The 22585-nt window shown below is 60.1% G+C and carries 20 protein-coding genes and 4 tRNA genes; 18 read left to right on the top strand and 6 right to left on the bottom strand.

All coding sequences use genetic code 11. The features are described 5' to 3' along the window. Positions 1-360 precede the first annotated feature (360 nt). The 3 genes from RWK44_RS19615 (at position 361) to prfB (ending at position 5686) form a co-directional block, all read left to right on the top strand. Positions 361-1617 carry an N-acetylmuramoyl-L-alanine amidase gene (locus RWK44_RS19615; protein ID WP_316029283.1) on the top strand — a complete coding sequence of 419 codons (1257 nt, stop codon included), beginning with the start codon at positions 361-363 and terminating at the stop codon, positions 1615-1617. A 375-nt stretch (positions 1618-1992) separates the two neighbouring features. Further along, the gene (locus RWK44_RS19610; RefSeq protein WP_131664203.1) at positions 1993-4452 is read left to right on the top strand and encodes a penicillin-binding protein 1A; all 2460 of its coding nucleotides are present in this window, start codon (positions 1993-1995) and stop codon (positions 4450-4452) included. A 102-nt stretch (positions 4453-4554) separates the two neighbouring features. Further along, positions 4555-5686, top strand: a protein-coding gene (gene prfB / locus RWK44_RS19605) for a peptide chain release factor 2 (protein WP_316029282.1) whose coding sequence is annotated in 2 segments (ribosomal slippage) — positions 4555-4623 and positions 4625-5686 — 1131 coding nt in all. Because the reading frame shifts where the segments join, the coding sequence is not laid out codon by codon here. 84 nt (positions 5687-5770) lie between these two features. On the opposite strand, the gene RWK44_RS19600 is transcribed toward prfB, so the two are convergent. From RWK44_RS19600 to RWK44_RS19590, 3 genes are read right to left on the bottom strand one after another with little or no spacing between them, the layout of a single operon-like run. Next, complete coding sequence (locus RWK44_RS19600; RefSeq protein ID WP_131664201.1) at positions 5771-6814, bottom strand: alpha/beta hydrolase family protein; 1044 nt, start codon at positions 6812-6814, stop codon at positions 5771-5773. 34 nt (positions 6815-6848) lie between these two features. Next, on the bottom strand, positions 6849-7364 hold the full coding sequence (locus RWK44_RS19595) for a hypothetical protein (protein WP_131664200.1): 516 nt from the start codon (positions 7362-7364) through the stop codon (positions 6849-6851). Between the two features lie 4 nt (positions 7365-7368). Next, positions 7369-8142 carry an NAD kinase gene (locus RWK44_RS19590; RefSeq protein ID WP_025394132.1) on the bottom strand — a complete coding sequence of 258 codons (774 nt, stop codon included), beginning with the start codon at positions 8140-8142 and terminating at the stop codon, positions 7369-7371. Between the two features lie 159 nt (positions 8143-8301). Between RWK44_RS19590 and RWK44_RS19585 the strand changes: the two genes are divergently transcribed. Further along, positions 8302-8377: transfer RNA gene (locus RWK44_RS19585), tRNA-Thr, on the top strand. A 232-nt stretch (positions 8378-8609) separates the two neighbouring features. Continuing rightward, positions 8610-9029, top strand: a complete 420-nt coding sequence (locus RWK44_RS19580) for a hypothetical protein (protein WP_221946207.1) — start codon at positions 8610-8612, stop codon at positions 9027-9029. 97 nt (positions 9030-9126) lie between these two features. Here the strand turns inward: RWK44_RS19580 and RWK44_RS19575 are convergent, their stop codons facing one another. The 3 genes from RWK44_RS19575 to rlmB all read right to left on the bottom strand — a co-directional run bounded on the left by RWK44_RS19575 (position 9127) and on the right by rlmB (position 11083). Beyond that, on the bottom strand, positions 9127-9285 hold the full coding sequence (locus RWK44_RS19575; RefSeq protein ID WP_020049529.1) for a hypothetical protein: 159 nt from the start codon (positions 9283-9285) through the stop codon (positions 9127-9129). 125 nt (positions 9286-9410) lie between these two features. Continuing rightward, positions 9411-10100, bottom strand: coding sequence for an AprI/Inh family metalloprotease inhibitor (locus RWK44_RS19570; protein ID WP_168286296.1), 690 nt, complete (start codon positions 10098-10100; stop codon positions 9411-9413). 92 nt (positions 10101-10192) lie between these two features. Further along, positions 10193-11083, bottom strand: a complete 891-nt coding sequence (rlmB, locus tag RWK44_RS19565) for a 23S rRNA (guanosine(2251)-2'-O)-methyltransferase RlmB (protein ID WP_168254907.1) — start codon at positions 11081-11083, stop codon at positions 10193-10195. A gap of 200 nt (positions 11084-11283) precedes the next feature. Between rlmB and RWK44_RS19560 the strand changes: the two genes are divergently transcribed. From RWK44_RS19560 to rpoB, 13 genes are all read left to right on the top strand, one after another. Beyond that, a tRNA-Tyr gene (locus RWK44_RS19560) sits at positions 11284-11368 on the top strand. 24 nt (positions 11369-11392) lie between these two features. Continuing rightward, positions 11393-11466 (top strand) — tRNA-Gly (locus RWK44_RS19555). A 348-nt stretch (positions 11467-11814) separates the two neighbouring features. Beyond that, positions 11815-12990, top strand: coding sequence for an elongation factor Tu (gene tuf / locus RWK44_RS19550; protein WP_020049533.1), 1176 nt, complete (start codon positions 11815-11817; stop codon positions 12988-12990). Between the two features lie 202 nt (positions 12991-13192). Beyond that, on the top strand, positions 13193-13327 hold the full coding sequence (locus tag RWK44_RS19545; RefSeq protein WP_003547509.1) for a hypothetical protein: 135 nt from the start codon (positions 13193-13195) through the stop codon (positions 13325-13327). A 171-nt stretch (positions 13328-13498) separates the two neighbouring features. Next, a complete protein-coding gene (locus RWK44_RS19540) occupies positions 13499-14392 on the top strand; it encodes an NAD-dependent epimerase/dehydratase family protein (RefSeq protein WP_168282624.1) in 894 nt (297 codons plus the stop codon). A gap of 168 nt (positions 14393-14560) precedes the next feature. Beyond that, positions 14561-14636, top strand: a tRNA-Trp gene (locus RWK44_RS19535). A gap of 195 nt (positions 14637-14831) precedes the next feature. Further along, a complete protein-coding gene (gene secE, locus RWK44_RS19530) occupies positions 14832-15032 on the top strand; it encodes a preprotein translocase subunit SecE (protein WP_003547514.1) in 201 nt (66 codons plus the stop codon). A gap of 17 nt (positions 15033-15049) precedes the next feature. Then, complete coding sequence (gene nusG, locus RWK44_RS19525) at positions 15050-15580, top strand: transcription termination/antitermination protein NusG (protein ID WP_003547516.1); 531 nt, start codon at positions 15050-15052, stop codon at positions 15578-15580. 176 nt (positions 15581-15756) lie between these two features. Then, entirely contained in the window at positions 15757-16188 is a 432-nt protein-coding gene (rplK, locus tag RWK44_RS19520; protein WP_003547518.1) for a 50S ribosomal protein L11, read from the top strand. Between the two features lie 4 nt (positions 16189-16192). Next, positions 16193-16894: a 50S ribosomal protein L1 gene (gene rplA / locus RWK44_RS19515; RefSeq protein WP_003547520.1), complete on the top strand. Its 702-nt coding sequence runs from the start codon at positions 16193-16195 to the stop codon at positions 16892-16894. 329 nt (positions 16895-17223) lie between these two features. After that, positions 17224-17742, top strand: a complete 519-nt coding sequence (gene rplJ / locus RWK44_RS19510; RefSeq protein ID WP_003547522.1) for a 50S ribosomal protein L10 — start codon at positions 17224-17226, stop codon at positions 17740-17742. Positions 17743-17800: 58 nt separating this feature from the next. Then, on the top strand, positions 17801-18178 hold the full coding sequence (rplL, locus tag RWK44_RS19505) for a 50S ribosomal protein L7/L12 (RefSeq protein WP_020049535.1): 378 nt from the start codon (positions 17801-17803) through the stop codon (positions 18176-18178). A gap of 263 nt (positions 18179-18441) precedes the next feature. Continuing rightward, on the top strand, positions 18442-22581 hold the full coding sequence (rpoB, locus tag RWK44_RS19500; RefSeq protein ID WP_020049536.1) for a DNA-directed RNA polymerase subunit beta: 4140 nt from the start codon (positions 18442-18444) through the stop codon (positions 22579-22581). Positions 22582-22585 lie beyond the last annotated feature (4 nt).

The raw sequence follows: 22585 nt of genomic DNA, 5'->3' as shown, positions 1-22585 counted from the left end.
GCGTGGTGGCTGATCCACCAATGAATTCCGACAATAAGCCGGAAAATCAGGATCGAGTTCTAGGGATTAAGCACATGAGACGGCGGACGATGACCGGTGTGGCGCCAGGTCCTGATCTGGCTGGCAGCCTTTGCGGCGACTCTATCCCGTCAACACTTTACCCTGAAATTCGTTGTATGTTTTCTGTGTCACAATAGCAAGGGGAAAGCCAAATGTGCCATAATATTGATGGATTTCGCAACGCATACAAGCTGGGATAAAGTGATCGCGATTCGGCAGGCTGAAGCGGGTGTTTCGTCACAGGACGTTGGCCGCAGCCGCGTCGGGTCCATCGCAATACAGATAGGGTGTGGCGGTTTATTGTTTAAGAGGGCTCGGATCGCGGCGAAATCCGCAGCGCGGCGATCGACATTCGCAAGGCGGGTTCTGGCGGCGCTTTTGACTGCTAGTCTCCTGCCGGCCGCTGCCAGCTCTGTCGAGGCCAGGGATCCGCTGCTTGCCTATGGCGCGCGCATCGTCGGCGACGACGCAAGGACCCGCATCGTCATCGATTTCGATCGCGAGCCGCGTTTCTCCGTCCACTATATCGCCAATCCGGAACGCATCGTCGTTGACTTGCCGGCGACCGCCTTCGGTTTTCCGGCGAAAGATCTTGCCGCCCGCGGCCTGTTCAAGGATATCCGCTACGGCAAGATGGACGAAGAGAGCGCCCGCATCGTGCTGACGACGGCAGGGCCGGTGAAGCTGGCGCTTGCCAAGGTGCAGGCCGATGAGACGGGCAACGGCCATCGCCTCGTGCTCGATGCGGAGATGATCGACAAGAAGGCCTTTGCCGAACTGGTGAAGACGCAATCCTGGAGCGATCGGTCTGAGGCGGCTCAGACGACGAGCGCTATTCCGGCACCGCAAAAGGCTGCTCCTGGCGATTTCATCATCGCCGTTGACGCCGGCCATGGCGGCATCGACACTGGCGCGATCGGCGTCGACACCAAGACCGAGGAAAAGCAGGTAACGCTCGCCTTCGCCAAGGCCTTGACCGACCGGCTAAACAAGGAGCCGGGTATCAAGGCTTTCCTGACGCGCGAGGATGACGAGTTCCTGTCGCTTTCGCAGCGTGTGCTGATCGCCCGCCAGAACCATGCCGGCCTGTTCATTTCGCTGCATGCCGATACGCTGAAGCAGAAGGATATCCGCGGCGCCACCGTCTACACGATCTCCGACAAGGCATCCGACAAGCTGGCCGCCGACCTTGCCGAACGTGAAAACCTCTCCGATCAGATCGCCGGCAAGGAGGCGGTCGCCGAGCCGCCCGAGGTCGCCGACATCCTGCTCGATCTGACGCGGCGCGAGACCCAGGCTTTCTCCATCTCGCTGGCCGAGAGTGTGCTGAATTCTTTCAAGGATCAGGTCTCCACCATCAACAATCCGCACCGTCATGCCGGCTTCCGCGTGCTGCAGGCCCCTGACGTGCCGTCGATCCTTCTCGAGATCGGGTTCCTCTCGAATGCCGAGGACGAGAAACTGCTGCTCGACGAGGCCTGGCGCGGCAGGATCGCCGGTCTCTTGACCGACGCAGTCAAGCGATACCGCGCCGCCGTCATGGCGAATGGCGGCTGACGGCCGCCGTCCAAAAATCTGTAGTGGTTGCGGCACGGCGGCCCGCATAAAACAAAGATTCATAAAAACAAAGATTTAAGTGCGCCGCATGAATCAAATTCTGAGCAAGACACCTCAGATTGGCGGCGGGAACAGGCGTTGCTTGGATGTGACAGTTCTAATGAAACGCGGCCGCGGCGGTGAATGCGGCGCAGACAGCCCTATTTTGCTCACATTCGCGCCGTTACTCCGGCTTATGTTTCGTAAGCCTTGAGCGCGGAATCGGCTTGTGGCGGTAGCGCTCATGGAGTAAGCCGCGCAACGTGCAAATTGCCTTGATCTTTACAATCGTTGCGTCTGCGCCGATTGAAGATCGAAAAGACCGGTAGCTGAAATATGGTTAGACTTTTTGGATATTTCTTCGGAATGGCCTGCGTCCTGTTTCTGGTCGCGGCGGCGGGTATTGCCATCTATCTCGCCAATGTCGCGAAGGATCTCCCGGACTATGCCGTTCTGAACAGCTACGCGCCGCCGGTGACGACCCGCGTCCATGCCGGCAACGGCGCTTTGATGGCCGAATATGCCAAGGAAAAGCGTCTCTTCCTACCGATCCAGGCGGTTCCCGACCGTGTGAAGGCGGCTTTCCTGTCGGCCGAAGACAAGAATTTCTATAATCACCCGGGCGTTGATCTGACCGGTCTCGGCCGCGCAATCCTCGTCAACCTGCAGAATTTCGGTTCCGGCCGCCGCCCGGTCGGCGCCTCCACAATCACCCAGCAGGTGGCCAAGAACTTCCTTTTGAGCTCGGACCAGACGATCGACCGCAAGATCAAGGAAGCGATCCTCTCCTTCCGTATCGAGCAGGCCTACAGCAAGGACAAGATCCTCGAACTCTACCTGAACGAGATCTTCTTCGGTCTGAATTCTTATGGCATCGCCGGCGCAGCACTCACCTATTTCAACAAATCCGTCACCGAACTGACCGTCGCCGAAGCCGCCTACCTGGCATCGCTGCCGAAGGGTCCTGCCAATTATCATCCGTTCCGCCATCCGGAAGCTGCACTCGAGCGTCGCAACTGGGTGATCGACCGGATGGTCGAGAACGGCTATGTCAGCCAGAGCGACGGCGAGGAAGCCAAGAAGCAGCCGCTTGGTGTCACCGCCCGCACCACCGGCCCCTCGCTCTTTGCTTCGGATTATTTCGCCGAAGCCGTGCGCCGCCAGCTGATCGACCAGTACGGCGAAAAAGTCCTCTATGAGGGCGGCCTTTCGGTGCGCACGTCACTTGATCCGCAGATGCAGGTCGCTGCCCGCAAGGCGCTGCAGGACGGTCTGGTCACTTACGACGAGCGCCGCGGTTTCCACGGCCCGATCAAGCAGATCGATGCAAGCGGTGATTGGGGCAAGGCGCTAGCCGATATCCCCGCATTGTCCGATGTGCCGGAATGGCGGCTTGCCGTGGTACTCGCCGTGTCAGACAGCACCGTCGACATCGGCCTGCAGCCGGCCAAGGATGGCAGTGGCAAGGTTGCGGCCGATCGCCAGCGCGGCACGATCGACGCCAAGAACATGCAGTGGGCCTTCCGTTCGGCCGACGGCGCCCGCAAGACCACGAAATCGCCGGTCGGCGCCGTGTCCCCCGGTGACGTTGTCTATGTCGCAAAGCTCGGTGATGACGCGTCGACCTCCTATCGCCTGCAGCAGCCGCCGAAGGTGCAGGGTGGCCTGGTCGCCATGGATCCGAAGACCGGCCGCGTGCTCGCCATGGTCGGCGGCTTCTCCTATGCCCAGTCCGAATTCAACCGCGCCACCCAGGCGATGCGCCAGCCGGGCTCTTCGTTCAAGCCCTTCGTCTATGCCGCGGCGATGGACAATGGTTATACGCCGGCCTCGGTCATCATGGATGCGCCGATCGAAATCGTCTCGGGCGGCCAAGTCTGGAGGCCGGAAAACTACGGCGGCGAATCCGGCGGCCCGTCGACGCTGCGTTCGGGCATCGAGCATTCGCGCAATCTGATGACGGTGCGCCTCGCCAACGATCTCGGCATGAACATCGTCGCCGAATATGCCGAGCGCTTCGGCATCTACGATCACATGCTGCCGGTTCTTTCCATGTCGCTCGGCGCCGGCGACACGACAGTGCTGCGCATGGTCTCGGCCTACTCGGTCATCGCCAATGGCGGCAAGCAGATCAAGCCGACATTGATCGACCGCATCCAGGACCGCTACGGCAAGACGATCTTCAGGCATGAGGAGCGTCTCTGCGAGGGCTGTAACGCCGGCGACTGGCAGAACCAGGAAGAGCCGAATGTCGTCGACAATCGCGAAACCGTTCTCGATCCGATGACCGCGTACCAGATCACCTCGATGATGCAGGGCGTCATCCAGCGCGGCACCGCTGCCGGCAAGATCGATCTCGGCGGTCGCGACGTCGCCGGAAAGACCGGCACCACCAACGACGAGAAGGATGCCTGGTTCGTCGGCTTCACGCCGGATTTGGTCGCAGGCCTCTATATGGGCTTCGATACGCCGGGCCCGCTCGGCCGCGGCGGCACCGGCGGCGGTCTCTCCGCCCCGATCTTCAACGAATTTATGCAGGTGGCCGTCAAGGACACGCCGGAATCGAAATTCGTCATTCCATCAGGCATGAACCTGATCCCGATCGACCGCAAGACCGGCATGGCCGCCGTCGACGGCGATCCGAACACCATCATCGAGGCCTTCAAGCCCGGTACCGGCCCGGCCGACAGCTTCTCCGTCATCGGAATGGACAGCACCATGGCGCCGGAGGAAATCCTGAAAACGTCGCCGCAGGCGAACCAGGCCGTCCAGACCGGCACGCCCGGCCTGTTCTGACTGAGGCCTGAATTTCACACGCCCGCCGCGGCCCTTTACATCCGCGGTGGGCGTCTCTATGTCACCAGCACCTGAAGAAGACCGAGACAGAGAAGCAGGAAAATGCGAGCGGAAATCGAAAACGTGGTCGATGAAACCAAGCAGGCTATCACCCTGCTGAGGAGGCATCTTTGACTGGGACCAGGCGATAAGACGGCTGGACTGGTTGAACAACAAGGCAGAGGATCCGAACCTCTGGAACGACGCTTCCGAAGCGCAGAAGCTGATGCGCGAGCGCCAGCAGCTCGATGACGGCATCAACGGCGTCAAACAGCTCGAGCAGCAGCTGAATGACAATATCGAGTTGATCGAGCTTGGCGAGGAAGAGGGCGACGAGTGCGTCGTCAAGGAAGCCGAAGACGCGCTGAAGGCTTTGAAGGCCGAGGCCGCGCGGCGCCAGGTGGAAGCCATGCTCTCCGGCGAAGCCGATGGAAACGACACCTATCTCGAAGTCCATTCCGGCGCCGGCGGCACCGAAAGCCAGGACTGGGCGAACATGCTTTTGCGCATGTACACCCGCTGGGCCGAACGCCAGCGCTTCAAGGTCGAGCTTCTCGAAGTCCATGACGGCGAAGAGGCGGGCATCAAGTCCGCGACCCTGCTCGTCAAGGGCCACAATGCCTATGGCTGGCTGAAGACGGAATCGGGCGTGCACCGGCTGGTGCGCATCTCGCCCTACGACAGCAATGCGCGCCGGCACACCTCCTTCTCGTCGATCTGGGTCTATCCGGTTGTCGATGACTCGATCCAGATCGAGATCAACGAAAGCGACTGCCGCATCGATACCTATCGTTCGTCGGGCGCCGGCGGGCAGCACGTCAACACCACCGACTCGGCCGTGCGCATCACGCATATCCCGACGGGTATCGTCGTACAGTGCCAGCAGGAGCGCTCGCAGCACAAGAACCGCGCCAAGGCCTGGGACATGCTGCGTGCCCGCATGTATGAAGCCGAATTGAAGAAGCGTGAGGACGCCGCCAGTGCCGAAGCCGCTTCCAAGACGGAGATCGGCTGGGGTCACCAGATCCGCTCCTACGTGCTGCAGCCCTATCAGATGGTCAAGGACCTGCGCACTGGTGTCGCCAGCAGCGCGCCGGACGACGTTCTCGACGGCGACCTGAACGAGTTCATGGAAGCAGCACTTGCCCACCGCATCAGCGGCGCCGCCGACGCGGTCGTCGAGGATGTCGACTGATCGGATTGACAATGGATTGAGTTGGAAAGCCCCGGAGACGGGGCTTTCCTTTTTGCTCAAACCATTATGCAGCAATTCAAAATGTTACAGCGTCCTTTGCGCGTCTGAAAAGACGCGCGGCGCTGTAATGCCGCTGTCTTGAAACAGCGCTGCCGACAGATCGGCAATCTCGTCATGAATGGCTGCGCGCTCGATGCCGGGGGGATCGGTAAAGAGTTCTGCCGCAAAGGCGAGGCCGAGCGCCGTGCCCTCTGGCACGAAGACATAATGTCCAAGGCCGCCGCCGAAGATTTTAAGAGCGCCGCGCCGCAGCCGCGCATGCAGCCACGATGAACATTCTTCGGCGGGTGCCGCCTGGTCGGCATCACCGACCAGGATAAGGGCAGGCGCATCGACGGCTTTCAGGCTTTCCTCGCTGAAGCCGAGAACGGACCGGCCCGGCGCGCAAAGGAGTGCGGCCTTGATTCTGTCGTCTCGGTAGGACTTCGACATGCGGGACCACGAATTGCGAAACACATCGCTGGTGCGCAGCAATGCCGGGATATGATCGGCAAGGTCGGGAAATTCCCTCGGTCCGCGCGCGCCACCCGGCTTCATCCTGGACGGTTCGAACTGCGAGAACTGGGCGACAGCGCCAAGAAGCAGCGTCACGCCATAGGCTCCGGCCGAAAATCCGGCTGCGAAGACACTGTTCGTATCGATATGGCCTGAGAGATCGCTGAGCCACGCATCGCAATGGTCGAGCATGTAGCTTAGATCCGGCGCCCGCTCCCAAAGGCAGGCAAAGCCTTCAGCGCGATAGGGCTCGATGCCGGTATTGCCGTGGTGGCTGACGCCGAGCGCTGCAAATCCGCGATCGACCAGGCGTCGCGCCAGCCACTCCAGTCCAGCCGCGGATCCGCCGGTGCCATGCGACAACAGGACGAGGGGATAGGGCCCGGCCTCCGGCCGGATGGGGGCATCGCGGGCGACGGCCGCCTTCTGGAACCAGCTTCTTTCCGGGACGTCGCTTTGCGCGTCATCGGCGGCGGGGTACCAGAGAGACCAGTTGATGGGTCTGGGGCCGGCGGCGTCCCAGTTCGACCTTTTCTCGTCGTAGAGGACGCCGTCGCGAAAGCCCAGTTTCATCTCTTGGATGCCCCTGTGAACACGTCCCAGCCGTTCAATTCGTCGCCTTCTCGACGGTGATGTCGCCGAATTCGTCGATCAGCACGGTCCAGCCATCCGGCTCCGCGGCAGGGTCTGTCTTCAGATAGACCGTGGCGAAGAGCCCCGGCTGCTTGATGATGCCGTTCGAATTCTCCGGGCGGATATCGGTCACGTAAGGCTTCAGGTCGCTGAACTCCTGCAACTCGATGGTCGAGGCGATCGCCGGGCCGGTCTCGGTCTGGGCAATCTGCTGCAGATAGACCTTCGAGGTTCTGTCCGGCTGGCGCACGGCAAAGAGCTTGTAGTAGCCGTGGCGCGGCGTCCCTTCTCCTTCGGGGTTGGCAACGCCCTCGGCGCCCGTCGGCGCCCGCTCGACATCAGGTGCGTTGCCGTCGTCCTCCCAATAGCCGGTGCTGGTCGCGAAAATCACCGATGCCGGCAGGAGGGTATCCTGCGCCGGAGTAGCCTCCGCTGCAATGCTCCATCCCGCAAGCAGGAGGCTGGTCATCAATATCCGTCGCATTGCCATCGTCTCAATCCTTGAACTGCTCGGCGAGAATACGGTCGGACCAGGAGCGGTCGGGATCAGAAAGGATGCGCGCCGTCACATGCTCCGACTGGGCGATGCGGATATGCAGCACCGACTTGACCTCGGTATTGTCGGCCACTGCGTTCACCGGCCGCTTCTCCGGCTCGAGAATGTCGATATCGACGGTCACCTTGTTCGGCAGCAGAGCGCCCCTCCAGCGCCGCGGCCTGAAAGCGCTGACCGGCGTCATGGCGAGTAGCGGCGCCTCGAGCGGCAGGATCGGGCCATGGGCGGAAAGATTATAAGCCGTCGATCCGGCAGGTGTCGCCACCATCAGCCCGTCGCAGATCAGTTCCTCCAGACGGACGCGCCCGTCCACCATGACCCTCAGGTTAGCGGCCTGATAGGACTGGCGAAAAAGATAGACTTCGTTGATGGCGAGCGCCGTCGAGTTGGTGCCGTCGGCGTTGGCCGTCGTCATCTGCAATGGCCGAAAGACGTTTTCGACGGCGACGCAGATGCGCTCCTGAAGCCGGTCGGTCCGATAATCGTTCATCAGGAAACCGACCGAGCCGCGATTCATGCCGTAAACCAGCTTGCCGGAATTCATGGTGTTGTGCAGCGTCTGCAGCATGAAACCGTCGCCGCCGAGCGCGACGATGACGTCGGCTTCGTCAGCCGGGACGTCGCCATAGATGCCAATCAACTCCTCGCGCGCGGCAAGCGCCTCCGTCGTTGGTGAGGCGAGAAAGGAAAGCGTCTGAAATGAACGGCCCATGCAATGCCCTTTATGATGCTGCCCTAGCTAAAGGATAAAGGCCTTGCGCGACAAGGACGTTTTCTATTGCGAAGCGTTTTGAGCTGCAGCCGAGCTGTCCGCGCAGACACGGATTTTCCCTTTACAGAATTATAGAATCTGCTAGTTGGGGCAACTAACGCCCTTGTAGCTCAGTTGGTAGAGCACCTGATTTGTAATCAGGGGGTCCCGGGTTCGAACCCTGGCGGGGGCACCAGCCTACGCTCCGTGAGCTTCGGCTCGGCGAGCCGAAGAGAGCAGCTAAGCGGAGGCTGTCGCGTCGTAGTTCCGTCAGGAACGAAGGCGGACTGGTTCCAGAATGATCCGGTCAGCTGCACCATCTTTCCCCACGATACCGCCTTTCTAAACCATAGCCTGGGTTCGACGCTGTTCCGATCAATCGCGCCAGCAGATCTTTCAGAAGGTTCATATCGTTCGATGAACCGCGCGTGAAGGGCTGCTTCACCGCCAATTCAGCCGCGCCCGCCTATCTTCGCCTCATCATCAATGAGGAAACAGCCATGAAACTCGCTCATCTCTTTCTCGCCGCAACCATTTCCATCGGTGCGGCTTTTGCGTCCGTCGCACCGGCAGCTGCCATGTCGGGCGAGCGGCCGACGGTGTCGACGCAGGGCGATATCGTTCAAATTCGTGATGGCTGGCGAGGCGATCGCGACCGTGACGATCGTGGCTGGCGACGTGATCGCGACCGTGACGAACGTGGCTGGCGCCATGAGCGCGATTGGCGCCGGTCCGACTGGCGCGATAATCGCCGTCACTGGCGGCGGTGGCGTGCCGAGCGTTGGCAGGAGCGCCGCGAGTGGCGCGATCGCGATCGCGGAATGCCGTTCTGGCTCTATCGCAGCTGACGATAACGGCCCGGATCATCCGGGCCGTTACTTTAGTAAGTGACGGGCTCGTTGACGCTCGCCTCGATCCTGATCTCCGTCCGCGTTCCTGCCAGAATTATTGCACCGGTCCCGGCGTCGCGGGGCCGGGCACCATCGGTGACAGGGGATCGGGCTGGTGGACGGGGTGCGAGGTGTCCACCCAGATGATGCTGAGGATAATCACGACGAAGACCGCGATGAAGAGGATACCGAAAATCAGCGGTCGAATGGCCATGATAGGGATCGTTCCTTCTTGCTTCTGAGCCGGTGGCAACAACCGGTCATCGCCCGATCATAGTGCTCCAGGGCGTCATTCCAAGGTAAAAGTAGATTTTTCCGACATCTAAGCCTGGCTGCGGGTTAGCGGCGGACGAGCGAAAGCGGCTTGCCGCCTTCCTCTTTCGACTTGTCGAAAATGCCGTCGGCGCGCATGTCGAAGCCAAGCGACGAACCGTCACTGCCCATCAGCGTCAGCCCGAAACCCTCGATGTGCCAGACTGCGAGCTTCAGCCTGGCGACATTGGCAGTGCAATCCTCGGAAAGTGATAGCGGCGCGTTGCCGTCCGCATCGACATGGCCGTTGAGCGTCACGCCGCAGAGCCTTTCGCCGTCCGGTCTTTGCATCGTCCATGTCCCGGCAAGGCTGGTGACGGTCGGCAGGCGATCGAAGCCGTCAGGGGCCGCGATCAGCAAAAACGGCGCATCACCCTCCGTCTTCATCGGCTGGCCTTCGTTTTCGACAAAACGGGCGAGCATCTTGCGCGTCGCATCGATCAGGATAACGCCGCCATTGCCGTCGAAATTCCACGAATAGGCTTCCGCAAGTGCCGGCAGCGGCTTGATGCAGGAGTCCTGTCCGGAGAGCGAATAGCCGCCGATCGCTTCGTCGGTTTCCAGCGTCAGCCGGCATCCAGCCGCACCGTCTTCCGGGGCAATGAGATAAGTTCCGGCTTGCGCTTTGAGAATATCGGGATCGATATCCTGCCCGTATGCGAGACCGCAGACAAGGAGTGCTGCCGAAGCCGCGAGCCCGGGAATAAAACGGATCATGACAATTCCCCTTTGTCGCGACGACAGCGCCGTGCGTCTCTTCAGACGCGCAAGGACGTTGTAGTACTTTGAATGATTGCCTGCGGGTCAGCCTATGCCTTCAGGTGGAGCCGCGCCGCATAAAGCGCGATTGCAGCTGCATTCGAGACGTTGAGCGATTTGATCGAGCCCGGCATGTCGAGACGGGCAAGTGCGTTGACGGTTTCCCGCGTCTTCTGCCGAAGTCCCTTGCCCTCGGAGCCGAGCACGAGCGCCACTTTCTCGCCCGAGAAGGTGCCTTCGAGTGGCGCCGGCCCTTCCGAATCAAGGCCGATGGTGGAGAAACCGAGCTTGTGCAATTCACCGAGCGCATCGGCGAGATTGGTGACCTGTATATAAGGTATCAGTTCCAGCGCGCCGGAGGCGGACTTGGCGAGCACGCCCGATTCGGTCGGGCTGTGTCGCTGCGTGGTGATCACCGCGCCGGCATTGAAGGCGACGGCCGAGCGCATGATCGCGCCGACATTGTGCGGATCGGTCACCTGATCGAGGACGAGCAGGAGAGGGCTTTCCTTCAGTGCTTCGAGCCGGCGTACCGGAAGCGGCCGTGTTTCCAGCATGACGCCCTGATGGATCGCCTCGGGGCCGAGCACCTTGTCGATCTCTTGCGGCGAAACGATCTCGAAGGGAATTCCGAGCGCCTCGACGTCGACTTCGAGGCGCGCCAGCGCGTTCTGCGTCACGAACAGCTTGATCTTCTTGCGCTCGGGATTGTCGAGCGCTGCACGCACCGTATGCAGGCCATAGAGATGCACTTGGTCGGGCGCAAGCGCCGGCGGCTTCCAGTCATCGCCGCCGCGCTTGCGCTTCTGCGGCTGAGGTGTCGGAATCTCCCCGCGTTCGCGCTTGGCGTCGCGGTGGGCGCGCCGCAGAGTGGCGTAATGCGTATCCTTGGCGGATGGGTCTGTCGCGGTCTTGCCGCCGGATTTGTTGTCTTTGCTCATGCAGCTTTATAGCCATGGCGCTCGCTGCCGCATAGGCTTTCTTTCATATGCCGGCTTTCGGTGGCGAATGAAATTTTTCGTGTTTTTTCCGTTGTCATCGTGTTGACAGACTGAAATGCTCCGGTCATATACGCGGCGCAGACGACGGGCGGCAACGCTTCGAAGTCTGACGAACTTGGTCTTGCGATCCGGACGAAACTGGAGAGATGCCCGAGTGGTTAAAGGGGACGGACTGTAAATCCGTTGGCTCAGCCTACGTTGGTTCAAATCCAACTCTCTCCACCATTCGTCATCGGATCGGACCACCCCGCGGGTATAGCTCAATGGTAGAGCAGCAGCCTTCCAAGCTGAATACGCGGGTTCGATTCCCGCTACCCGCTCCAGTTTCCGTTACGCTACTTTATTCGACCGCTGCTGTGATAGTCCCCGAGATATCTCCGGCGCTGGCGGAGAAGCTGACGATTGCGATTATCGACTGGTAGGGAAGGGCGCTCGACGCCGAACGTCTATAGCGCGTCTCTGGCGGTCAATGCGATTTTCTCTAAGATTTCAGCGATTTTCGAGGGGGCTTCGGCGAATCGCCTTGCAGGCGGCGAATTGTCTCCCATATGCGCTGTCAGGCCAAGTTTGGCGTCTGCAATTAAGTCTTGCGCAATGTCGCCGAAAGCCTTAAACGGCGGCACTAAACCGGTTCGCCGGGGCCACCATTTTCGTTCACAGGAAGCATTCAAATGGGAAAGAGTAAGTTTGAGCGCAACAAGCCGCACGTCAACATTGGCACGATTGGCCACGTTGACCACGGTAAGACGTCTCTGACGGCAGCGATCACGAAGTACTTCGGTGAGTACAAGGCGTACGATCAGATCGACGCGGCTCCGGAAGAAAAGGCGCGTGGCATCACGATTTCGACGGCCCACGTTGAGTACGAGACGCCGGCGCGCCACTACGCCCACGTCGACTGCCCCGGCCACGCCGACTACGTCAAGAACATGATCACCGGTGCTGCCCAGATGGACGGCGCGATCCTGGTGTGCTCGGCTGCTGACGGCCCGATGCCGCAGACGCGCGAACACATCCTGCTCGCCCGCCAGGTCGGCGTTCCGGCAATCGTGGTGTTCCTGAACAAGGTTGACCAGGTTGACGACGCCGAGCTTCTCGAACTGGTCGAGCTCGAAGTGCGCGAACTGCTGTCGTCCTACGACTTCCCGGGCGACGATATCCCGATCGTCAAGGGTTCCGCACTTGCTGCTCTCGAAGATTCGGACAAGAAGATCGGCGAAGACGCGATCCGCGAACTGATGGCCGCTGTCGACGCCTACATCCCGACGCCTGAGCGTCCGATCAACCTGCCGTTCCTGCTGCCGATCGAAGACGTGTTCTCGATCTCTGGCCGCGGCACGGTTGTGACCGGCCGCGTCGAGCGTGGCATCGTCAAGGTTGGCGAAGAAGTCGAGATCGTCGGCATCCGCCCGACGACGAAGACGACGGTGACCGGCGTTGAAATGTTCCGCAAGCTGCTCGATCAGGGCCAGGCTGGCGACAACATCGGCGCGCTGATCCGCGGCGTTACCCGTGATGGCGTTGAGCGTGGCCAGATCCTGTGCAAGCCGGGTTCGGTCAAGCCGCACAAGAAGTTCATGGCTGAAGCCTACATCCTGACGAAGGAAGAGGGTGGCCGTCATACGCCGTTCTTCACCAACTATCGTCCGCAGTTCTACTTCCGCACGACCGACGTGACGGGCATCGTGACGCTGCCGGAAGGTACGGAGATGGTCATGCCGGGCGACAACGTCACGGTATCGGTCGAGCTGATCGTTCCGATCGCGATGGAAGAAAAGCTGCGTTTCGCCATCCGCGAAGGCGGCCGCACCGTCGGCGCCGGTATCGTCGCGTCGATCGTCGAGTAACTTTCGAGTTATCCGCAATTATGAAGACCCCGCTGGAAACAGCGGGGTTTTTCATTTTCATGGCTTCCTGTAGGTTTAACAGGTGTTGTAAAAATATCGTTAAATTGCCCTGTCACAGTATTTTGTTCATCTCACGTTCAGAAACCGGTTTGTGATTGGACCATTGTAGTCCAGACTCCTTCTTGCAAAGAGGAGAGCCCGGATGATTCCAAAGGCCACATTCGCTGCTACGATATTCGCGATGTATGTTTTCACGATGTTTTTCATCGCTGCAATTCCGCAAGAAGTTGTTCAGTCTGCCGTCGTGCAGATTGGCGAGGTAAGTGTCGTCAAGTGACGACCTTTGCCGAGCATCGCAGGGTTCTGCGGTGATCGGAAGTACGCGGTCAGGTGCTCCCGGATAGGATGCTCCTGGCGACGCGGGGGTGAACCCTTGCGGGACGCTCGCTTGCTCTTCGCGCGGAAGCGTCTATCTATGCCTCCGATTTCATGACGCGGAGGATATTCCATGAAGAGACGTATTCTATTCACCGGCGGTTCGGGCAAGGCAGGTCGCCATGCGGTGCCGTGGCTCGTCAATGCCGGCTACGAGGTTCACAACCTCGATCTCGTGCCGCTGGATAGCCCCGGCGTCACCAATCTCATCGCCGACATCACCGATAGCGGCCAGGTCTTCAACGCGTTCTCGATGCATCGCGATTTTCCCGATCTCGACGCCGGCAGGGGCGTGCAGCCCTTCGACGCCGTCGTGCATTTCGCCGCCATCCCGCGCATCCTGATCAAGCCCGACAACGAAACCTTCCGCATCAACACGATGGGAACCTATAATGTCATCGAGGCGGCGGTGAAACTCGGCATCCGCAAGGTCATCGTCGCATCTAGCGAGACGACTTACGGCGTCTGCTTCGCCGAAGGCCATCGCGATTTCCATCAGTTCCCGCTGGAGGAGGATTATGACGTCAATCCGATGGATTCCTACGGCCTTTCCAAGGTGGTCAACGAAAAGACGGCGCGCGCCTTTGCCGAACGTTCGGGCTTCGACATCTATGCGCTGCGCATCGGCAACGTCATCGAGCCTGACGAATACGAGAAGTTTCCGACCTATTTCGCCAATCCCGAGATGCGCAAGCGCATCGCCTGGAGCTATATCGATGCCCGCGACCTCGGGCAGATCTGCCATCTCTGCATCGAGAAGGACGGTCTCGGCTACCAGGTCTTCAACGCCGCCAACGATACCGTCTCGGCCAATACGCCGTCGAAGGAACTCGCGAAGCGATTCTTTCCGAACGTGCCCTTCACCCGCGAGATCGGCGAATATGAGGGATTGCTCTCCAACCGCAAGATCCGCGATGTGCTGGGCTTTAAGGAGGAGCACGATTGGCGGAAGTACGTGAAGGTCTAAACGGATCGTGATTACCCGATTGAAAGGCCGATCGCTCGCATATCAGGAGAATGGCTTTGAAAATCGAAAATCGTGCTTGCCAATCCCGTGCCGTCGTCCTAAAGGGAGCGCCATGCTTTTCAGCAGCGATTTGCGGGCCTTGGCCCTGGCGCTGAATGATCTGTATGAAGGGGTATAGCTCAGTTGGTAGAGCGGCGGTCTCCAAAACCGCAGGTCGTAGGTTCGAGCCCTACTGCCCCTGCCATTTTCCTGGATGCGGGACAGCGCGGACATGCTCGCGGCATTTCCGGTCGGGGATTGATTGGTGGTAAGTAATTTCGTTAAACTTCGGTTTCCCCCTTGTGTATTCGGAAATCGGTGTTTATTTAGGGTTCAACAGACACGCGGTGCGTGGGGCTGATAGTTTCAGCTTTACGCGCCGTAATTGCGTGGGCAGTCGATGGCATCCAAATCCAATCCGTTTGCGTTTCTGCAGCAGGTTCGCTCCGAGACGTCGAAAGTTACATGGCCGTCGCGCCGCGAGACCATGATCTCGACGGTCATGGTGCTGGTGATGGTGGTTTTCGCCGCGCTGTTTTTCTTTGCCGCTGACCAGCTGATCGGCTGGGCTCTGAGCTTCGTGCTGAATACCGGCAACTGATACGGGTGGAGATGAAAATGGCGGCACGTTGGTACATCGTCCACGCATATTCAAATTTTGAAAAGAAGGTGGCTGAAGACATCGAGAACAAGGCTCGCCAGAAGGGGCTTGAGCATCTGTTCGAGAAGATCCTCGTGCCGACTGAAAAGGTGGTGGAAGTGCGTCGCGGCCGCAAGGTCGATTCCGAGCGCAAGTTTTTCCCGGGCTATGTCATGGTTCGTGCCAATCTGACCGACGAAGCCTACCACCTGATCAAGAATACGCCGAAGGTCACAGGTTTCCTCGGCTCCGACAATAAGCCCGTTCCGATTCCGGATTATGAAGCCGAGCGCATTCTCGGTCAGGTTCAGGAAGGTGTCGAGCGGCCGAAGGCCTCCATTACCTTCGAGATCGGCGAGCAGGTCCGCGTTTCCGACGGTCCGTTTGCCTCGTTCAACGGCACGGTTCAGGATGTGGACGAAGAACGTTCGCGCCTGAAGGTGGAAGTGTCGATCTTCGGCCGCGCAACGCCGGTCGAGCTGGAATACGCTCAAGTCGAGAAGGTCTGATTGCAGAAAATGGAAGCTGGCCCTTGCGGCCTGTTTCCTGCGGACCTTGTCCGCACCCGCGTGGAAGGTGAGGGGTCTTAGCCGGACCCTAAGGATCCGCACCACGCAACCGCAGCCGCCGGAGAGATCCGGCATCACGGGCCGGGCGACCGGCCGTTCATGAAAGGCAGAGAGATATGGCTAAGAAAGTTGCAGGCCAGCTCAAGCTTCAGGTCAAGGCAGGATCGGCAAACCCGTCCCCGCCGATTGGTCCGGCGCTTGGTCAGCGTGGCATTAACATCATGGAATTCTGCAAGGCGTTCAATGCCGCCACGCAGGAAATGGAAAAGGGCATGCCGATTCCGGTCGTCATTACCTATTACCAGGACAAGTCCTTCACCTTCGCGATGAAGCAGCCGCCGGTCAGCTACTGGCTGAAGAAGGAAGCGAAGATCACGTCCGGTTCCAAGACGCCCGGCAAGGGCGCCAAGGCCGGCTCCCTCACCAAGGCTCAGATCAAGTCGATCGCAGAAGCCAAGATGAAGGATCTGAACGCAGCGGATATCGAAGGTGCAATGGCGATGATCGAGGGCTCTGCCCGCGCCATGGGCCTGGAAGTGGTGGGTTAAGATCATGGCTGGTAAGCGCACGCAGAAGATCAACGAAGGTGTTGATCCCACCAAGCTCTACGCTCTGACCCTGGCCATCGGCATGGTCAAGGAACGGGCTGTCGCCAAGTTCGACGAAACCATCGAAGTCTCGATGAATCTCGGCGTCGACCCGCGCCATGCGGACCAGATGGTTCGCGGCGTCGTCAACCTGCCGAACGGCACGGGCCGCACGGTTCGCGTCGCCGTCTTCGCTCGTGGCGCCAAGGCTGACGAAGCCAAGGCCGCAGGTGCCGATATCGTCGGCGCCGAAGACCTCGTCGAAATCGTCCAGGGCGGCAAGATCGAATTCGATCGCTGCATCGCCACCCCCGACATGATGCCGCTCGTCGGCCGTCTCGGTAAGGTTCTCGGGCCCCGCGGCATGATGCCGAACCCGAAGGTCGGCACCGTCACCATGGATGTCGCCGGAGCCGTCAAGGCTTCCAAGGGCGGCGCTGTCGAGTTCCGCGTCGAGAAGGCTGGCATCGTCCATGCCGGTATCGGCAAGGCCTCGTTCGACGCCAAGGCTCTGGAAGAAAACATCCGCGCCTTTGCTGACGCCGTCATCAAGGCGAAGCCGGCTGGCGCCAAGGGCAACTACGTCAAGCGCGTGGCGATTTCGTCGACCATGGGTCCGGGCGTCAAGATCGAGCCCGGCTCGGTCACCGGTGCTCCGGCTGCGTAAGTTTATGGCCGGGCTTTAAGTCCGGCGACTGAATTTCCGGCCTCGCAAGGGGCCGGAATATTCCGGAGAAATCCGGAATCCTGTCCGAGATTGCAGGTGGTTTTCCCTTAATCACTGTGCCTGCATGAGACGGGTAAGACCCGAATTGCAAGAAGTTCGCTTCTAGGAACTCGGTTCGAGCCTTGGATGCCTTGTGCCTCTTTAGCCTTGATTGGCGCGAGAGCGCGGGGGGACAGGATCCTCAAGCGTCGCTTGGGATCTCGCATGATCCCAGGAGGCAAAAGGCAACCGGCGGGCCCATTTTCGGTCCCGCCAACTGGAGATAGGCAGTGGAAAGAGCGGAAAAACGCGAATTCGTCACGGAACTGAACGAAGTCTTCAAGGCTTCGGGCTCAGTTGTCGTGGCCCACTATGCTGGTGCCACAGTCGCGCAGATGAACGATTTTCGTTCGAAGATGCGCGCAGCTGGCGGCACCGTCAAAGTCGCGAAGAACCGCCTGGCCAAGATTGCCCTTCAGGGTACGGAAGCGGAAGGGATGTCCAATCTCTTCAAGGGTCAGACGCTGATTGCATACAGCACCGATCCGATCACCGCTCCGAAGGTCGTCATGGATTTCGCCAAGACCAATGACAAGATCATTGTTCTGGGCGGCGCCATGGGAACAACCACGCTCAACGCCGATGCAGTCAAGTCGCTTGCGACCCTGCCTTCGCTCGATGAGCTGCGTGCGAAGCTGCTGGGCATGATCCAGACACCGGCTACCCGCATCGCAGGGGTTGTTGCAGCACCGGCAAGCCAGCTTGCCCGCGTGTTTGCGGCCTACGCCAAGAAGGACGAAGCCGCGTAAGGCGGTTTTTCGCTGTTTATAATCAACCGGTTCGAACCGAACAAAAGGAACTAGTAAAATGGCTGATCTCGCAAAGATCGTTGACGACCTCTCCTCGCTGACCGTTCTGGAAGCTGCAGAACTGTCGAAGCTTCTCGAAGAAAAGTGGGGCGTTTCCGCTGCTGCTCCGGTAGCTGTTGCTGCCGCTGCCGGCGGTGCTGCTGCTGCTGTCGTTGAAGAAGAAAAGACTGAATTCGACGTCATCCTCACGGATGTCGGCGCCAACAAGATCAACGTCATCAAGGAAGTCCGCGCCATCACTGGTCTCGGCCTCAAGGAAGCCAAGGATCTCGTTGAAGCCGCTCCGAAGGCTGTCAAGGAAGGCGTCAACAAGGCTGAAGCCGCTGACATCAAGAAGAAGCTTGAAGACGCTGGCGCCAAGGCCGACGTCAAGTAATCTTGAACTGCTTTTGGGAGGCAGTATCTCTACTGCCTCCCATTTGCCGTTTTTCTGAACGAATTACCCAAAAGCCGCGTCGAAACGGCTTTTGGGTAATGGGTTCTTCAAAAGGATGGTCTCGCACCGAGGGCAGCACAGCAATCCGAGCTGAGCGTTTTCTGGGGTCGGACGAGATTGAACTACTCATTGATTGACGGGATCGACTGGCCATCGGTTCCCGTCCGTTGCAGGCCCGGGTGCAAGATTTTGAAGGAGCGACGATGGCTCAGACCCTTTCGTTCAACGGTCGCAGGCGCGTACGCAAGTTTTTTGGTAAGATCCCCGAAGTCGCAGAAATGCCGAACCTCATCGAGGTTCAGAAGGCATCCTACGACCAGTTTCTGATGGTTGAAGAGCCGAAGGGCGGCCGACCCGATGAGGGTCTTCAGGCCGTCTTCAAGTCGGTTTTCCCGATCACCGATTTCTCCGGCGCATCCATGCTGGAATTCGTGTCCTACGAGTTCGAACCGCCGAAGTTCGACGTTGACGAATGCCGTCAGCGCGACCTGACCTATGCAGCGCCGCTGAAGGTGACGCTGCGCCTCATCGTGTTCGATATCGACGAGGATACCGGCGCGAAGTCGATCAAGGACATCAAGGAACAGTCCGTTTACATGGGCGACATGCCGCTCATGACCAACAACGGCACGTTCATCGTCAACGGCACCGAGCGCGTCATCGTCTCCCAGATGCACCGTTCGCCGGGCGTCTTTTTCGACCACGACAAGGGCAAGAGCCATTCGTCCGGCAAGCTGCTCTTTGCTGCGCGCGTCATCCCTTATCGCGGTTCCTGGCTCGATATCGAATTCGACGCCAAGGACATCGTCTACGCTCGTATCGATCGCCGTCGCAAGATCCCCGTGACGTCGCTGCTGATGGCGCTCGGCATGGACGGCGAGGAAATTCTCGACACCTTCTACACGAAGTCGCTCTACAAGCGCGACGGCGAAGGCTGGCGCATTCCCTTCAAGCCGGAAACGCTGAAGGGTGCCAAGGCGATCACCGAGATGGTCGACGCCGATACCGGCGAAGTCGTCGTGGAAGCCGGCAAGAAGCTGACCCCGCGCCTGCTGCGCCAGCTCTCCGACAAGGGCCTGAAGGCACTCAAGGCCGCCGATGACGATCTTTACGGCAACTATCTTGCCGGCGACATCGTTAACTACTCGACGGGTGAGATCTACCTCGAGGCCGGCGACGAAATCGACGAGAAGACGCTCGGCATCATCCTGGCGAACGGCTTCGACGAGATCCCGGTTCTCGGCATCGACCACATCAATGTCGGCGCCTATATCCGCAACACGCTGACAGCCGACAAGAACGAGAACCGTCAGGACGCTCTGTTCGACATCTACCGCGTCATGCGTCCGGGTGAGCCGCCGACCATGGAATCGGCCGAAGCCATGTTCAATTCGCTGTTCTTCGATGCGGAGCGTTACGACCTCTCCGCCGTCGGCCGCGTCAAGATGAACATGCGCCTCGACCTGACCGTCGAAGACACCGTCCGCATCCTGCGCAAGGACGACATCCTGGCCGTGGTCAGGATGCTGGTCGAACTGCGCGACGGCAAGGGCGAGATCGACGACATCGACAACCTCGGCAACCGTCGCGTCCGTTCGGTCGGCGAGCTGATGGAAAACCAGTACCGTCTCGGCCTGCTGCGCATGGAGCGCGCGATCAAGGAACGCATGTCCTCGATCGAGATCGACACGGTGATGCCGCAGGATCTGATCAATGCCAAGCCGGCAGCTGCTGCCGTGCGCGAATTCTTCGGTTCCTCGCAGCTCTCGCAGTTCATGGACCAGGTCAACCCGCTCTCGGAAATCACCCACAAGCGCCGTCTTTCGGCTCTTGGCCCGGGCGGTCTGACCCGTGAGCGCGCCGGCTTCGAAGTCCGCGACGTGCATCCGACTCACTATGGCCGCATCTGCCCGATCGAAACGCCGGAAGGCCCGAACATCGGTCTGATCAACTCGCTTGCGACCTTTGCCCGCGTCAACAAGTACGGCTTCATCGAAAGCCCGTACCGCCGCATCGTCGACGGCAAGGTGACGAGCGACGTGCTCTACCTCTCCGCCATGGAAGAGGCGAAGTACTACGTCGCCCAGGCCAATGCCGAGATGAACGCTGACGGTTCCTTCGTCGACGAATTCGTCGTCTGCCGTCACGCCGGCGAAGTCATGCTCGCCCCGCGCGACAGCATGAACCTGATGGACGTCTCGCCGAAGCAGGTCGTTTCGGTCGCAGCCGCGCTCATCCCGTTCCTGGAAAACGACGACGCCAACCGCGCGCTCATGGGCTCGAACATGCAGCGTCAGGCAGTGCCGTTGCTGCGTGCCGAAGCTCCGTTCGTCGGGACCGGCATGGAGCCGGTCGTTGCCCGTGACTCTGGCGCCGCCATTGGCGCCCGCCGCGGCGGCGTGGTCGACCAGGTCGACGCGACGCGTATCGTTATCCGCGCCACGGAAGACCTCGAAGCCGGAAAGTCCGGCGTCGATATCTACCGCCTGCAGAAGTTCCAGCGTTCGAACCAGAACACCTGCGTCAACCAGCGCCCGCTGGTCACTGTCGGTGACGAGGTCAACCGCGGCGACATCCTCGCCGACGGCCCGTCGACGGATCTCGGCGACCTGGCGCTCGGCCGCAACGCGCTCGTCGCGTTCATGCCCTGGAACGGCTACAACTACGAAGACTCGATCCTGCTCTCCGAGCGTATCGTTGCCGACGACGTGTTCACCTCCATCCACATCGAGGAATTCGAAGTGATGGCGCGCGACACCAAGCTTGGTCCTGAGGAAATCACCCGCGATATTCCGAATGTTTCGGAAGAAGCGCTGAAGAACCTCGACGAAGCCGGCATCGTCTATATCGGCGCCGAAGTTCAGCCGGGCGATATCCTCGTCGGCAAGATCACCCCGAAGGGCGAAAGCCCGATGACGCCGGAAGAAAAGCTTCTGCGCGCCATCTTCGGCGAAAAGGCCTCCGACGTGCGCGACACATCCATGCGCATGCCGCCCGGCACTTACGGCACCATCGTCGAAGTCCGCGTCTTTAACCGCCACGGCGTTGAAAAGGACGAGCGCGCGATGGCGATCGAGCGCGAAGAAATCGAACGTCTGGCAAAGGATCGTGACGACGAGCAGGCGATCCTCGACCGTAACGTCTACGGCCGTCTGATCGAGATGCTGCGCGGCCAGGCCTCTATTGCCGGCCCGAAGGGCTTCAAGAAGGGAGCCGAGCTTTCGAACGCCGTCGTCTCCGAATATCCCCGCTCGCAGTGGTGGATGTTCGCGGTCGAAGACGAAAAGGTCCAGAGCGAGCTCGAAGCGCTCCGCGGTCAGTACGACGAATCCAAGTCGCGCCTCGAACAGCGCTTCATGGACAAGGTCGAAAAGGTCCAGCGCGGCGATGAAATGCCCCCTGGCGTCATGAAGATGGTCAAGGTCTTCGTCGCCGTAAAGCGCAAGATCCAGCCGGGCGACAAGATGGCCGGCCGTCACGGGAACAAGGGCGTCGTCTCGCGCATTGTTCCGGTGGAGGACATGCCGTTCCTCGAAGACGGCACGCATGTCGACGTCGTTCTGAACCCGCTCGGCGTGCCTTCGCGCATGAATGTCGGCCAGATCCTGGAAACCCATCTGGGTTGGGCTTGCGCCGGCATGGGTCGCCAAATCGGCGAACTGATCGACGCATACAAGGCCAATGGCAACATTGAGCCGCTGCGCAAGACCATCGGCGATGTCGTCGGAGACGGCCCCAAGGCCGAACAGGTCCACGAGTTCGACGATGACTCGGTTCTGCGTCTCGCCGACCAGTGGAAGCGCGGCGTTTCGATTGCGACGCCTGTTTTCGACGGCGCGAACGAAGCCGACGTCAACGACATGCTGCGTCTGGCAGGTCTCAAGGATAGCGGTCAGTCGACGCTCTATGACGGCCGTACCGGCGAACAGTTCGACCGCCAGGTGACCGTGGGCTACATCTACATGCTGAAGCTCAACCACTTGGTCGACGACAAGATCCATGCTCGTTCGATCGGTCCTTACTCGCTAGTGACCCAGCAGCCGCTGGGCGGCAAGGCGCAGTTCGGCGGCCAGCGCTTCGGCGAAATGGAAGTCTGGGCGCTCGAAGCATACGGCGCGGCCTACACGCTGCAGGAAATGCTGACGGTGAAGTCGGACGACGTCGCCGGCCGCACCAAGGTCTACGAAGCCATCGTCCGCGGAGACGACACGTTCGAAGCCGGTATTCCGGAAAGCTTCAACGTTCTCGTCAAGGAAATGCGCTCGCTGGGCCTCAGCGTCGAGCTCGAGAACACCAAGCTTGACGAGGCGCAGGCAGCTCAGCTGCCCGACGCGGCCGAGTAAGCAC

The sequence above is a fragment of the Rhizobium sp. 25PS6 genome (assembly GCF_032464655.1).
GTDB lineage: Bacteria > Pseudomonadota > Alphaproteobacteria > Rhizobiales > Rhizobiaceae > Rhizobium > Rhizobium laguerreae.
Note: the sequence above shows the minus strand (reverse complement) of the source record. Positions and strands in the feature narration are given on the sequence as shown.